This window comes from Sinorhizobium sp. M4_45, assembly GCF_002885915.1.
GTDB classification, from domain to species: Bacteria; Pseudomonadota; Alphaproteobacteria; order Rhizobiales; family Rhizobiaceae; genus Sinorhizobium; species Sinorhizobium meliloti_A.
Genome location: NZ_NWVE01000009.1, coordinates 125,565 through 139,221, shown reverse-complemented (window position 1 = coordinate 139,221; position 13,657 = coordinate 125,565). Strand labels below are relative to the sequence as shown.

Annotated in this window: 12 protein-coding genes; 10 read left to right on the top strand and 2 right to left on the bottom strand. The window is 62.2% G+C overall.

Annotation, left to right across the window (positions count from 1 at the left end; translation table 11 throughout):
* Window positions 1-11: 11 nt before the first annotated feature.
* Window positions 12-827, bottom strand: coding sequence for an IclR family transcriptional regulator (locus CN933_RS23300; RefSeq protein ID WP_102762534.1), 816 nt, complete (start codon window positions 825-827; stop codon window positions 12-14).
* A 112-nt stretch (window positions 828-939) separates the two neighbouring features.
* Here CN933_RS23300 and CN933_RS23295 point away from each other — a divergent pair, with 112 nt between their 5' ends.
* From CN933_RS23295 to phnN, 9 genes are all read left to right on the top strand, one after another.
* Window positions 940-2,139: an aminotransferase class V-fold PLP-dependent enzyme gene (locus CN933_RS23295; protein ID WP_102762533.1), complete on the top strand. Its 1,200-nt coding sequence runs from the start codon at window positions 940-942 to the stop codon at window positions 2,137-2,139.
* 33 nt (window positions 2,140-2,172) lie between these two features.
* A complete protein-coding gene (locus CN933_RS23290; protein ID WP_102762532.1) occupies window positions 2,173-4,008 on the top strand; it encodes an ABC transporter ATP-binding protein in 1,836 nt (611 codons plus the stop codon).
* 364 nt (window positions 4,009-4,372) lie between these two features.
* Window positions 4,373-5,212, top strand: a complete 840-nt coding sequence (gene phnC / locus CN933_RS23285) for a phosphonate ABC transporter ATP-binding protein (RefSeq protein ID WP_102762531.1) — start codon at window positions 4,373-4,375, stop codon at window positions 5,210-5,212.
* An 89-nt stretch (window positions 5,213-5,301) separates the two neighbouring features.
* Window positions 5,302-6,207: a phosphonate ABC transporter substrate-binding protein gene (gene phnD / locus CN933_RS23280; RefSeq protein WP_018098401.1), complete on the top strand. Its 906-nt coding sequence runs from the start codon at window positions 5,302-5,304 to the stop codon at window positions 6,205-6,207.
* A gap of 173 nt (window positions 6,208-6,380) precedes the next feature.
* Entirely contained in the window at window positions 6,381-7,343 is a 963-nt protein-coding gene (gene phnE, locus CN933_RS23275) for a phosphonate ABC transporter, permease protein PhnE (RefSeq protein ID WP_102762530.1), read from the top strand.
* 9 nt (window positions 7,344-7,352) lie between these two features.
* Window positions 7,353-8,870 carry a phosphonate ABC transporter, permease protein PhnE gene (gene phnE / locus CN933_RS23270; protein WP_102762529.1) on the top strand — a complete coding sequence of 506 codons (1,518 nt, stop codon included), beginning with the start codon at window positions 7,353-7,355 and terminating at the stop codon, window positions 8,868-8,870.
* Between the two features lie 616 nt (window positions 8,871-9,486).
* A complete protein-coding gene (locus CN933_RS23260; protein WP_102762528.1) occupies window positions 9,487-10,194 on the top strand; it encodes a DUF1045 domain-containing protein in 708 nt (235 codons plus the stop codon).
* Window position 10,195: 1 nt separating this feature from the next.
* On the top strand, window positions 10,196-11,335 hold the full coding sequence (locus CN933_RS23255; RefSeq protein WP_018098396.1) for an alpha-D-ribose 1-methylphosphonate 5-triphosphate diphosphatase: 1,140 nt from the start codon (window positions 10,196-10,198) through the stop codon (window positions 11,333-11,335).
* Window positions 11,332-11,916, top strand: coding sequence for a phosphonate metabolism protein/1,5-bisphosphokinase (PRPP-forming) PhnN (phnN, locus tag CN933_RS23250; RefSeq protein ID WP_018098395.1), 585 nt, complete (start codon window positions 11,332-11,334; stop codon window positions 11,914-11,916). The genes CN933_RS23255 and phnN overlap by 4 nt, the downstream gene beginning before the upstream one ends.
* Before the next feature lie 27 nt (window positions 11,917-11,943).
* On the opposite strand, the gene CN933_RS23245 is transcribed toward phnN, so the two are convergent.
* Complete coding sequence (locus tag CN933_RS23245) at window positions 11,944-12,312, bottom strand: ArsR/SmtB family transcription factor (protein WP_018098394.1); 369 nt, start codon at window positions 12,310-12,312, stop codon at window positions 11,944-11,946.
* Between the two features lie 89 nt (window positions 12,313-12,401).
* On the opposite strand from CN933_RS23245, the gene CN933_RS23240 reads away from it, so the two are divergent.
* On the top strand, window positions 12,402-13,586 hold the full coding sequence (locus CN933_RS23240; RefSeq protein ID WP_102762527.1) for an MFS transporter: 1,185 nt from the start codon (window positions 12,402-12,404) through the stop codon (window positions 13,584-13,586).
* The last annotated feature ends 71 nt before the right edge of the window (window positions 13,587-13,657 follow it).

Genomic DNA, 13,657 nt, shown 5'->3' with positions numbered 1-13,657 from the left:
GAAAAAGCATGTCAGTGACCGCGCCAGCCCATCAGTTTTTCGATCCTGTCCGCGGAAGCGCGCGCATGCGAAGTGTAATGCGTTTCGTCGGAAAAGGCCTTCTGCTCCGGCAGAACGATCGAGATGGTCGCGACGCACCGGCCATCGCGGTCGCAGATCGGCGACGCGATGCAGGCAACGGCATAGTCGGATTCGCCCGCCTGAATGGAAAGTCGCGCCTTCATCGCATCCACGGCCGCGGCAGACAGCTTGGCCGGCTCGACATCGGCGCGTCCGGTCGGCGAGGAGCGGGCGCATCGCCTGAAGAGCTCGAGCCGTTCATCGTCCGGCAGATGACCCACCAGAAGCCGGCCGGACGCGGTCCAGTTCAGCGGCACACGGGTTCCAACGCGCGAGGCGACCTGGAAATGGCTTGGACCTTCCGCCATCGCAAGCACCAGCATATGGTCGCCGTCACGGCCACAAAGCTGGACGGTTTCACCGACCTGGCGACAGAGATCGTGCATTTCATGGGTGGCGACACTCATGAAATCCAGCGAGCGGGCATAGGCAAGACCGAAGTGGTAAAGCCGCGCTCCAAGCCAGATCAAGCCATCGGCACCGCGCGTCAAAAGGTTCTTTTCCACCAGATCATCGACAATCACGTAGACCGTGGAAAGCGGCGCGCCAATTGCCTTGGCAATAGCATAGGCACTACAGGGCGCGCCGGTCTCGTAGAGGTGATCAAGAACCTGCAGGGCCCGGTCTATGCCGCTGACCCGAGAGCGCTTTCCGCTTTTCACGCTGTCCTCATCGATCACGGAAATGGGGTGGATTTTGGCGTTCAAGACACGAACTCACATGATGATTTTGGACTGTTATTACATTGTAATGGCATAGCTGTCGATGATTGGAAGGCAATCCCCTCCGTTTTCGGCCGCAATAATTTCGGAGAGCACAATGCCCAGTGAAGACATTCGCACATCCCTCGGACTGCGTCCGGTCATCAATGTTTCAGGCACGATGACAAGCCTGGGGGCATCGATCGTGGTTCCGGAAGCGATTGCCGCTATGACATCCATCCTGCCGCAATTCGTCGAGATGAATGACCTGCAGCGAAAAGCAAGTGCCGTGATCGCGCGGCTGACCGGCGGCGAAGCCGGTTTCGTGACGGCATCGTGCGCGGCAGGCATCACTCTTGCCGTTGCCGGAACCATCACCGGCAGCGACCTGCTCGCCATCGAGAAACTGCCCAGCGTCAGCACAGAAAAAAATGAGGTCCTTGTGCAGATGGGCCATATCGTCAGTTACGGCGCGCCGGTCGATCAGTCCATTCGTCTGGCGGGCGCCAAGACCGTGATGATCGGGCAAGCGACCTCGACCCATCGGTACCACATGGAGAACGCGATCACGGAAAAGACGGCTGCGGCCCTTTACGTCGTCTCGCATCACGTCGTGGACTACGGCCTGTTGAAGCTGACGGAATTCGTGGAAATCGCCCACGCGAAATCAGTGCCCGTCATCGTTGATGCGGCATCGGAATACGATCTGCGTTGCTTTCTCGAGCAGGGAGCGGACATCGTGCTTTATTCCGGTCACAAATTTCTGGGCGGCCCGACTTCCGGCATCGTGGCTGGCAGGAAGGACCTCGTGCGCAACGCCTTCCTGCAGAATATGGGGATTGGGCGGGGCATGAAAGTCGGCAAGGAGAGCGTCTTCGGCCTCATGGCGGCCCTGGAAGCCTGGGAAAAGCGCGATCATGACGGTATCCGCGCCCGCGAGACCAGCTATCTCCATCTCTGGCGCGACACGTTGGAGAACCGACCAGGCGTCACAGCGCTGATCGAGCCCGATCCGACCGGCAATCCACTCGAGAGGCTGCGGGTGATCGTGAGCGCGCACGAAGCCCATATCACGGCGTGGGATCTTGCCGATGCGCTGGCGCGCGGTACGCCGCCTGTCATCGTCCGCGACCACGAGGTCGAGCATCACTATTTCTACCTCGATCCCTGCAACCTGCATCCGGGTCAGGAGACCATCGTTGCCAACCGTCTGGCCGAGGAACTCGACAAGGCCAGCGCCTCGAACGACATCATCGCCACACCGCTGGAAAACCGCAGCAAGCACCGTTTCGATGGCGCACTGCGCTGGCCGGATTGAACCCGACGGCTGAAACCGAAGAAGGATCCCGACATGGCAACCCTCCCCGCCCTACAAACAGAACCCGTGCCGCCGATCCTGTCCGTGGAGAACCTGACGACGTCGTTCATCGTCGACGGGGAGTGGAGGTCCGTTGTGCGGGATATGTCGTTCACGGTGGCCCCTGGCGAGACCGTGGCGATCGTCGGAGAATCCGGCTCCGGCAAGAGCGTCACCTCGCTGTCGATCATGCGACTGCTCCCGGCCGATACCAGCCGTATCGCGGGAAGGGTCGTGCTCGACGGCCGCGATATTCTGCAACTGCCTGAGACCACGATGCGGCAGGTGCGCGGAAACGATGTTGCGATGATCTTTCAGGAGCCTATGACAAGCCTCAATCCGCTCTTCACTATCGGCGACCAGATCTCCGAAGCGCTTCTCTGCCACTCGCAGATGAGCAAGCGGGATGCCAGGGCCGAGACCATCCGGTTGTTGGAAAAGGTGCGCATTCCATCCGCCGCCTCCCGTTTCGATGAATATCCGCACCGGTTTTCGGGTGGTATGCGCCAGCGCGTAATGATTGCCATGGCACTTGCCTCACGACCAAAGCTGCTGATTGCCGACGAGCCGACGACAGCACTTGACGTCACCATCCAGGGACAGATCCTCGATCTCATCAAAACGCTGCAGGAGGAAGAGGGAACCTCCGTGCTCTTCATCACGCACGATATGGGCGTCGTTGCCGAAATTGCCGACCGGACGGTGGTAATGTACCGCGGCGAGCAGGTGGAATCAGGCCCAACGAGCGATATCTTCTTCCGCGCCAAACACCCGTATACGCGTGCGCTTCTGTCCGCCGTTCCTGTCCTTGGCTCGATGGGCGGCAGGGATCGGCCCATGCGCTTTCCTGTCGCCGATACGGCGACCGGGCTCTCCGATATTCCGGTCGAGACGGCAGATACGGTTGCACTCGGGAAACGCCCGGTGCTCGAAGTCAGGAACCTCACTAAGCATTTCGATATCCATTCCGGCCTGTTCAGCCGCTTGAGTGGCCGCGTCCATGCGGTCGAAAACGTTTCCTTCGACCTCCATGCCGGAGAGACTCTATCTCTGGTCGGTGAATCCGGTTGCGGCAAGTCGACGACCGGTCGTGCGATTATGCGCCTGATCGAGCCGCAGGCCGGCTCCGTTCTGGTGGATGGAACCGAGATCTTGACGCTTGATGCAAGCGGAATGCGCGAGATGCGCAAGACCGTCCAGATGATCTTCCAGGATCCCTTCGCGAGCCTCAACCCACGCATGCGGATAGGTGCTGCAATCGCCGAACCCTATCTCGAACACGAGATGGGAACCGCCAAACAGGCACGTGATCTGGTGGCCGATCTCCTGGTCAAGGTCGGACTGACAGCCGACATGGCTTCGCGCTACCCGCATGAGTTTTCCGGAGGCCAGCGTCAGCGCATCTGTATCGCCCGGGCGCTGGCGCTCGATCCGAAGGTGATCGTCGCCGACGAGAGCGTCTCGGCTCTCGACGTTTCGATCAAGGCGCAGGTGATCAATCTGCTGCTGGATTTGCAACAGAGCCTCAATCTTGCTTTCCTCTTCATTTCCCACGATATGGCCGTCGTCGAGCGCGTCAGCCATCGCGTTGCAGTCATGTACCTTGGTGAAATCGTTGAGGTGGGCCCTCGCGCTGCGGTCTTCGGCAATCCGCAGCACGCTTATACGAAGAAACTGATTTCCGCGGTGCCGATCCCCGACCCGGATCGCCGCCGGGGAAAGGGCCAAATCGGCAATGAGGAGATAAAAAGCCCGATCCGTCCGGTCGATTACAAGACTGTACCAATCCAGTACCACGAGGTTTCGCCAGGGCACTTCGTCGCCGCGTGATCTCAACGCGTTGATTGGGCCTCTCCTCGCATCAGGCTGTTTCCCGAGGCTTCGTCTATGACGTGCCCAGCTCGGAGTTCGAATGAGGACCTTTGGTGCACGTCGGAAAGCTACGGCTTCGGCACCGACCATTCCGCACTTCCGCTGCCGTTCGATCCGCGGCTGGAAGCCGACCTGCGCTGCTGGCTGCGGGGGTGACGGGTGTCACCTGTCACGATGACTTCGGCCGGTGCGTTCGAGGTTGATGAACCGCACCTGTGCACTGTTACAGAACGTACACGAAACTGACACTGCGCCTTCATGTAGCGCGGATATGGCAGGGTCATACCGATGACCGGTCTCCCCGAAAGAGGAACTGCTGCCCATGTTTCAGTTGAAGAACGTAACCCGCCAGTTCGGCAAGAAGACAGCCGTCAGCTCGGTTACCTTCGACATTCCGCAGGGCCAGATGGTTGGCATTATCGGCCGCTCCGGCGCCGGCAAGTCGACACTCCTGCGCATGATAAACCGTCTGGTGGACCCCTCCTCCGGCTCGATCGAATTCGCGGGCGTACAGGTCTCCTCGATCAAGGGGGCGGCCCTGCGCGAGTGGCAGCGCGACTGCGCCATGATCTTCCAGCAGTTCAATCTGGTGCCTCGCCTCGACGTGCTGACCAATGTTCTCCTCGGGCGGCTCAACCATCGATCCACCGTACTGAGCGTCCTCAACATGTTCAGCCGCGAAGAGCGCATCATGGCGATCGGTGCACTGGAGCGGCTGGGGATCGAACAGACCGCCCTTCAGCCGGCCGGCACGCTCTCGGGTGGACAGCAGCAGCGCGTCGCAATCGCCCGCGCGCTGATGCAGCAGCCGAAGATGCTGCTCGCCGATGAGCCGATCGCGTCGCTCGACCCGCTCAACGCCAAGATCGTGATGGACGCGCTGCGCGACATCAACGAGCGCGACGGCATCACCGTGATCACCAACCTGCATACGCTCGATACCGCGCGGAACTATTGCGAGCGGATTATCGGCATGGCGCATGGACGAGTCGTCTTCGACGGACAGCCGAAGGATCTGACCGCCGCCGCGGTCGCGGCGATCTATGGCGCGGAAACGGCGATCGAAGAGTCGATGACCTCGACCAGCATCAACATCCCCGCGGAAGCACCGCAGGAAACAGCATCGGCCGGCTTGAAGCCGCTGGCACTGGCCGGCCCTTAAGGTCCGCCGCGATCGAATGCCCGCGTCAAGGGCGCCTTTTCGAAACCGAGAAAGACCCGGCGCGTCCGGGAAACGGGAGAACGAACCCAATGCTTAAAAAAGCTCTTCTGAGCGCGGTCGCGCTTTTCGCCCTCGTCGGCCACGCACAGGCCGAAGACCTGAAGGAATTCCGCGTCGGCATCATCGGCGGCGAAAACGAAGCCGACCGCCTGCGCAACTACCAGTGCCTCGTCGATCAGCTCCCGGCAGCCATCGGCGTCGAGAAGGTCTCCCTCTTTCCGGCGGCCGACTATGACGGCGTGATCCAGGGCCTCCTCGGCGGCACGCTCGATTACGCCGAACTCGGCGCCTCCGGCTATGCCAAGATCTATCTCGCCAAGGCTGACGCCGTCGAGCCGATCCTGACGACCGTGCAGACCGACGGCTCCACGGGCTATCATTCGATCATGGTCGCCCGCAAGGACTCCGGCATCACAAAGCTCGAAGACCTGAAGGGCAAGAAGCTCGGCTTCGCCGATCCGGACTCGACCTCGGGCTATCTCGTTCCCCTCGTCACGCTGCCGGAAGCGATCGGCGCGCCGATCAAGGAATATTTCGGTGAGACCGGCTTCGGCGGCGGCCACGAGAACCTCGTGCTTGAAGTCGTTAAGGGCACCTTCGATGCCGGCACGACCTTCGGCTCTGGCGTCGGCGAGTTCAAGGACGGCTACACCTCGGGCAACCTGCGCAAGATGGTCGACAAGGGTATCGTCGACATGAACGATCTCGTCGAACTGTGGAAGTCGCCGCTGATCCCGAACGGCCCGATCGTCGTGCGTACCGCATTGAACGACGACATGAAGGCCAAGTTCAAGCAATTCATGATGGATCTGCCGAAGACCGACGCCGCCTGCTTCTCCGCCATCCAGGGCGGCGACTTCACCGGTTTCGTCGAGGTCAATAGCGATTTCTACAAGCCGATCATCGATGCCCGCAAGGCGACGATCGGCGGCTGATCGCCGAACGCGTCATCCTGCGCCGGCCGCCAAGCCGCGGCCGGCGTTCGACTATCGGGCAGCTGCAGCCGCCCGCTCCCGGATCGTCTCGATCAAGCGATCCTACTCTTGGAAACGACGCACTTCCTCTTCCCGGAAGCGCTCTAGAGGCCGGCCCCTGGCCGGAAACCCCGATGGCCACTTCCGTGTCAACACGACACCTCAGCGAGAACGGCGCCCTTATCGAGCGTCACTGGCAGGAGCTCAACAATCGCCGGCGTCTCTATACCTGGCTCGGTCTCGCATTTCTCGCGTTGACGCTTGTCGGTTCGCTCTGGTTCGCGAACGAGTCGAACGCGGGCAAGTTCTTCGACCGGCTGCCGCACTTCTTCGATTTCGTCGGCCATCTCATGCCGCGCGATCCAATAGAGATCGTTCGCGCCCTCTTCGATCTGCCTTCGCCCTATGACGACGGCAGCTTCAAATACAATTACCCGGATGGGCGCCTCTACGTGACGGAGAGCATCTACATCCCGGAATATGTTCACAAGATGCTGGAGACCGTGAACATCGCCATCTTTTCGACTGTTATCGGCGTCTTCTTCGGCTTCATCCTGTGCTTCCTCGCCGCGCGAAATCTGATGCCCAATCCCTGGATCAGGGGCATCGTACGCCGGCTGATGGAAATCCTGCGCGCCTTTCCGGAAGTCGTCATCGCCGGCTTTTTCCTGGCAATCCTTTCGCTTGGGCCTATTCCCGCCATCGCTGCGGTCTCGATCCACACGATCGGCGCGCTCGGCAAGCTGTTCTTCGAAGTGGTCGAGAATGCCGACATGAAACCGGAGGAAGGTCTGCGTGCCGTCGGCGCCAACTGGATCGAGCGGGTCTGGTTCGGCATGGTCCCCCAGGTGCTGCCCAACTTCACCAGCTATTTTCTGCTCCGGCTCGAAATCAACGTGCGCGCCTCGACGATCATCGGTGCCGTCGGCGGGGGCGGCATCGGCGAACTCCTGCGCCTGTCGATCGGCCAGGGCCATGAAGCAAAGACGCTCGCGATCGTCCTCCTGCTCTTCGCGACGATCTTCGCAGTCGATCAGTTCTCTGCCTGGCTTCGCCGCCGCCTCGTCGGCGACCAGGCCTTTCAGCTCGCGCAATAGGACCGCATCATGATTGCCTCGACCAACCTCGACGCGCGCGAAATGGAAGCTATCGCAGCGCGCCATCCGCATCTTCTGCAGTCGTCGGCCGCCAAGCGGCGCAGCAAGGCACTGATAACGGCGGGCGTCGTTCTTTACATGATCTTCAGCTGGTGGTTCTTCTCGATCGGGCACGTGCTCGCCAATGCCAATTGGGGAATTGCCGGCATCTACCTTGCCGACTGGGTGTCCTACGAAGTCCGGCCGGAGATCGCCGTCGCGCCCGATGGAGCGATGAGCATCTCATACGGACGCAATTCGCCGCTTGGAGACAATCCGAGCCCGGAATGGGTCACGCTCGAAAAAGAGACGGTCACGCGCACCGTTGAAACGTCGACGGCCCCGACGCAGGCCCCGAAGCCGAAGAGCGCCTCCTCTTTCAGCTTTATGGCGCCGAGCGCGGCGCGCGGCGGCGATACGAACGAGACGCCGCAGAAAGATCTCGCCACGACCCGCACCGAAGAAGTCGTCACGCACGCCGTGGTGAACTTCGATAGCTCGACGCGTATCGACGTCGCCGAAAAGCTGGTCACAGTGACACATTCCGGCGAGACGCTCCTGCTTCAGGTCGACGGCGCGGAGACTGTAACGCCGGAGGGACTCCTTCCCTCCTGGGCGCTCCAGAAGCGGCCGGGCGAGAAGGTGACGCTGTCCTTCGGCGCCACCGGCTGGGCAGAGGTGGAGGGCGACGAGGTCTCCATCCGCAACCGCTTCTTCGGCTGGGCGAATTTCCTCTTCGACACCAACTCGCCCTTCTTCGGGAAGTCCTACAGCGACGTCGCCTCCTTGATCGTCTCCGGAGAACGGATCGATCCGGCGCGCTCAAACCTCTCGCTTGCCTGGAACAACGTCCTCTACAATGCGGAATGGCAGCATCTGGATGTTTGGACCAAGCTCCTGCAGACGATCGTCATGGCTTTCGTCGGAACGCTCTTCGCCTCCTTCATCGCCTTCCCGCTTTGCTTCCTCGCGGCGCGCAACATCACGCCGAGCCGCCTCACCAATCAGTTCGTGAAGCGCTTCTTCGACTTCCTGCGGTCGGTCGACATGTTCATTTGGGCGCTGTTCTTCACCCGCGCCTTCGGGCCCGGACCGCTCGCGGGCATCTCGGCGATCTTCTTCACCGACACGGGCACGCTCGGCAAGCTCTACTCCGAAGCCCTCGAGAACATCGACGACAAGCAGCGTGAGGGCGTCAAGTCGGTCGGCGCCGCGCCGGTCGCCGTGCAGCGCTTCGGCGTGCTCCCGCAGGTCCTGCCGGTCTTTGCCAGCCAGGCTCTCTACTTCTGGGAGTCGAACACGCGTTCGGCCACCATTATCGGCGCCGTCGGCGCCGGCGGGATCGGCCTGAAGCTGTGGGAGGCGATGCGCACAAATTCGGATTGGGAAAATGTCGCCTATATGGTGCTGCTGATCTTGATGGTCGTCTTCGTTTTCGACAGCATCTCCAATCTTTGCCGATCGCGTCTCATGGGCCGCACACACTAACGCGCGTTGAGATTCATTTCGAGTTTTTGACGGCTGCTGCGAGATGGATGATGCCGTTGAAGCTCTGGTCGGTCTTGTCGGCGCGCATGGCGATGCGCTTGAAAACATGCAGCAGATCAAAGTGCTACAGCTACCGTTGCGCTTCTCATAAGATGCGCGGCGCTGTGGGACACTTTTCGGGGGATTGCATCCTCTCCATCCTCATGTGCTCGTCACAGGGATCCAGCAGCGCCGCGTCTGCGGCGCGGAAGAGCCTTTCCAGCCCAAGGACTTGGTCTGGCTGGATTCCTGTGACAAGCACAGGAATGAGGAACCGGGGATGATGAGGAAAAGTGTGTGCGGTTTTTCCTCCGCTCATGATTTCAGGTTGATCCGACCTAAAATCATCATGGTCTAGAAACGGACCGGTCGATTCGGATAATGATGACTGATTCCGATCACTGGCGCGGGAGCAGGCGAAGCTGCAAACAAATCCATCCCGCCCCGAACCGATTTGCGTTCTGGGCCGATGTCATCATGATGTTGTCATGCAAATCGGCTAGCTGCGCATTTCATCCCGGAAACCGTCGACTCGGGGCAACTGCGTCGAAGCGACTGATGAAGAAAGTGTGAATTCGTGCGCTATGCAATCTACTTCGCGCCGCCGTCCGATGACCGGCTGTCGCAGACCGCTTCCCGTTGGCTGGGACGCGACGCGTTCACCGGCGGCGCCCTGGACTGCCCGGAAAATCCGGCAGTAGGACGTGAAGAGCAGATGGCATTGACGACCGAGCCCCGCCGTTACGGCTTCCACGGGACCCTGAAAGCACCGTTCGAGCTTACCTCCGGCCGCGGTGAAGCCGACTTGATCGCGGCTTTCGACGAGTTCGCCGCGGAGATCGAGCCGTTCGAAGTGCCGGAGATCGCCTTGCATCAGATCGGCCCCTTCTTCGCGCTCGTCTCGGCCGACCCTTGCCCGCCTCTGCAGCGCCTTGCGGAGCAGGCGGTTCGTCGTTTCGAGCCATTCCGGGCGCCGCTTTCGGAAGCCGATCTCGCCCGCCGCAATCCGGACAGGCTTACGCAGCGTCAGCGCGAGTACCTGGCGGCATGGGGCTACCCATACGTCTTCGAGGAGTTCCAGTTCCATCTGACGCTGACTGGGCCGGTGCCGGAAGACATGCAGCGGCCCATGAGAAAGGCGCTCGAAACGGTCTTCGCCGAATTCATCGGCAAGCCGCTTGCCGTCTCGACGATTGCCCTTTTCGCCGAAGAGCGCCGCGGCGCTCCTTTCACCGTCCATTCCCTGCTGCCGCTTGGCGGCGCATCCGAACGAAAGATTGCATGACATGCCCAAAGAACAGGTTTTGACCAACGCCCGCATCGTTCTGGAGGACCGGATCCTCGACGGTTCGGTGCTGATCCGCGACGGCAGGATCGCCGACATCTCCGAAGGGGCGAGCGCCACGGGCGAGGATTTCGAGGGTGACTACCTACTGCCCGGGCTCGTCGAACTGCACACCGACCATCTCGAGGCGCACTATTCTCCGCGCCCCGGGGTTCGCTGGCTGAAGATCGCGGCGATCCAGGCTCATGACGCCCAGGTCGTCACCTCCGGCATCACAACTGTCTTCGATTGTCTGCGCCTGGGCTCGGACGAGGACAGCGGCTTTCCGAAGGGCGAGATGCGCAGCATGGCCGATGCGCTCGCCCAGGCCAAGCAGGAGGGCCGTTTGCGGGCCGATCACCTGATCCACCTGCGTTGCGAAGTGTCGACCGCCGACGTGCTGGAGCACTATGAGGATTTCCGGAACGATCCGCAGGTTCGTCTCGTCTCTCTGATGGACCACGCTCCCGGGCAGCGCCAGTTCCAGACCATGGACCAGTACATAATCTACTACAAAGTCAAACGCGGCCTTACCGACGAAGCCTTTGCCGCCTTCATCGACCGCCAGCAAGCACTATCGGCGCGCTATGCGACCCCTCATCGCATCGCGCTCGCGAAAGCCTGCGCCGAGCGGGGGATTACGGTCGCCAGCCATGATGATGCGACGCTCGAGCATGTGGACGAGTCTATCGGCTACGGCATCCGGCTCGCGGAGTTCCCGACGAGCTTCGAGGCGGCCGAAGCCTCCCATCGCGCCGGTCTCAGCGTATTGATGGGGGCGCCCAATATCGTGCGCGGCAAATCGCATTCCGGCAACATCGCCGCGCGCGATCTCGCCGAGCGCGGCGTTCTCGACGTGCTTTCTTCGGATTACGTACCTTTCAGCCTCATCCATGCGCCGTTCATTCTCGCAGATGAGGTCGACTCGATCGACCTCCCCCAGGCCATCGCGATGGTAACGGCGACGCCGGCGCGCACTGTCGGGCTCGAAGATCGCGGCCGGATCGCCGTTGGGCTCCGCGCCGACATCGCGCGCGTCCGCCGGCCGGAGGGAATACCGGTCGTCCGCTCGGTCTGGCGCGAAGGACGGCGTGTCGCATGACCGCCGATCGGGGATCCGGAACGCTCATCGTCGTCGTCGGCCCGAGCGGTGCGGGCAAAGACAGCGTCATGGGCTTTGCCGCCCGCCATTTCGCGCAGCGGCCCGATATTCTCTTCGTCCGGCGGGCGATCACACGCCCCTCGGATGCAGGCGGCGAGGTGCACGAAAGCGTGTCCGACGCCGAATTCGAGGAGATGAGCCGGAGCGGCGCTTTCGCCGTTTCGTGGCAGGCGCATGGCTTGAGCTACGGCATCCCGGCGGAGATCGCCGAAAAGATCGCCAGAGGCATGACCGCGATCGTAAACGGCAGCCGTGCCGCCCTCCCTGCCATTCGCCAGGCGTTCGGTACGATCGCCGTTGCGGTGATCACCGCCGAGCCGCCGGTGCTGGCGAAGCGGCTGGCGGAGCGCGGCCGCGAGAGCGAAGAAGACGTGCTGCGCCGCCTGACGCGGCAGGCACCCGACGTCATCGCCGATCCCGACGTAACGGTCATCGACAACAGCGGCAGGCTTGATGTGGCCGGCCGGCAATTCGTCGCGCTGGTCGAGCGCCACTCGGCCAAGAGCCATCACCCTGCCTGAAGAAGGGGCGAGCGGTTAGATAATCCTTTATCGCGCCTCGCCCTGTGCCAGAGCTTCCTCTGCATCCTCGATCTTCTTGACCATGGGCAGGTCCACTGCGGCGGCGATAATGGAATCGAGGAGGCCGGGAAAGCGGGTGTCGAGATCGTCCCGCCGCAGCGTGATCAACCGGCTGGTGCCGGAGACTTCGGTACGCGTGATGCCCGCCTCGCGCAGCTTGGCCAGATGATAGCTGATATTGGTCTTGGAGCCGAAATCCGTGAAGTTCAGGCACATGGTCGGCCGTCCGTCGCGGCGGGCGAGATAGCCCACGATCGCCAGGCGAGTCGGATCGCCGAGGGCCGCGAGGACATTGGACAGAGTGATCTGGTCGGCGGTGGGATGCGGTAGGGTCATTGGATCAACAATTAGCAGTTTCGGCATATTGACACGGCGAGCCACCAAGTTCAATAGTTCAATATCTTTTGAACAAGCGAGGTCTCCCGATGGACAGGCGCATCATCTGGCTCGCCGTTGGCTCTTTCACGATGAGCACGGTCGGCTTCGTCTTTTCCAGCCTCCTGCCGTCGATCGCTGCCGACACGCACACGACCATTCCCCATGCGGGGCACCTGATCACGCTGTTCTCGCTTTCCTATGCCATCGGTGCGCCGCTGCTTTCGGCCCTGGCCGGCGCGGCGGACCGGCGTCGATTGCTGGTGGCTGCAATGCTCGTCTTCGTCGTCGGCAACTGCATCGCGGCGATGAGCGTCTCCTTCACCACGCTGCTGCTCGCCCAGATCGTGATGGGAATGGCAAGCGGACTGTTTGCCGCCACGGCGCAAGCGACGGCGGTTTCACTGGCCGGACCGGAGCACCGCGCATTGGCGATTTCAATCGTGGTGGGCGGCACCACATTTGCGGTGGCGCTCGGCGCGCCCCTCGGCGCGTTGATTGCCGCCTTCTGGGGATGGCGCGGCACGTTCGGGGCGGTCGCGCTGCTTGGGCTCACCTGCGCTGCCGTGCTCTGGCTGCGCCTGCCGCGGGGCCTCAGCGGAACGAAGCTGACAATGTCCGAGCGCTTCGGCGCCATCGGCCGTCCGGGCGTGGCCTCGTCGCTCATGGTGACGTTTCTCTATCTTACCGGCGGCTTCATAATCATCTCCTATCTCGCGCCGCTGGCGATCGACGGAGCCGGGCTTTCGCAGTTGGCGCTGCCGGGGCTGCTGCTCGCCTTCGGGGTCGGCGCGGTGATCGGCAATCTCTCCAGCGGCTATCTGGCCGACCGGCTCGGCGCCACGCGCGTGGTGACAGCTTCGCTCATCTGCGCGCTCGCGGTCTCGCTGATGATCGCCTTCGGCCTGCACTTCCTCACGCGCGATCTCGCCGGCCTGCTGCTGATCGGCATAATGGTGCCATGGGGGATCGTAGGGTGGGCGTTCCCGCCGGCCCAGGCGAGCCGCATCGTCGGCTTCGCGCCGGAGGTCGCCCATCTGACCCTGTCGCTCAACGCCTCGGCGATCTATCTCGGCATCGCGACCGGCACGGCGATCGGCGGACGGGTGCTCGAGAATACGGCTGCCGCCGATCTCGGCTTCTTCGCGGCGCTGTTTCCGGTGGCTTCGCTGGCCGTCCTATATGCGGGGCTGAGATCCCATCGCCGGCGCCTGGCAACTGCGGCGGCGGAATAGACGCAACATGGTACGCGGGCCCGCCGCGAAACAGCTTCCCGCTTCCGCATAGTCGCCGACGCAGGCCAGCC

What these genes read in the sequence shown, in the direction of transcription:
- CN933_RS23295 (WP_102762533.1), top strand. Translation starts at nt 940, where the DNA reads ATGCCCAGTGAAGACATTCGCACATCCCTCGGACTGCGTCCGGTCATC.
- CN933_RS23290 (WP_102762532.1), top strand. Translation starts at nt 2,173, where the DNA reads ATGGCAACCCTCCCCGCCCTACAAACAGAACCCGTGCCGCCGATCCTG.
- phnC (WP_102762531.1), top strand. Translation starts at nt 4,373, where the DNA reads ATGTTTCAGTTGAAGAACGTAACCCGCCAGTTCGGCAAGAAGACAGCC.
- phnD (WP_018098401.1), top strand. Translation starts at nt 5,302, where the DNA reads ATGCTTAAAAAAGCTCTTCTGAGCGCGGTCGCGCTTTTCGCCCTCGTC.
- phnE (WP_102762530.1), top strand. Translation starts at nt 6,381, where the DNA reads ATGGCCACTTCCGTGTCAACACGACACCTCAGCGAGAACGGCGCCCTT.
- phnE (WP_102762529.1), top strand. Translation starts at nt 7,353, where the DNA reads ATGATTGCCTCGACCAACCTCGACGCGCGCGAAATGGAAGCTATCGCA.
- CN933_RS23255 (WP_018098396.1), top strand. Translation starts at nt 10,196, where the DNA reads ATGCCCAAAGAACAGGTTTTGACCAACGCCCGCATCGTTCTGGAGGAC.
- phnN (WP_018098395.1), top strand. Translation starts at nt 11,332, where the DNA reads ATGACCGCCGATCGGGGATCCGGAACGCTCATCGTCGTCGTCGGCCCG.
- CN933_RS23245 (WP_018098394.1), bottom strand. Translation starts at nt 12,312, where the DNA reads ATGACCCTACCGCATCCCACCGCCGACCAGATCACTCTGTCCAATGTC.
- CN933_RS23240 (WP_102762527.1), top strand. Translation starts at nt 12,402, where the DNA reads ATGGACAGGCGCATCATCTGGCTCGCCGTTGGCTCTTTCACGATGAGC.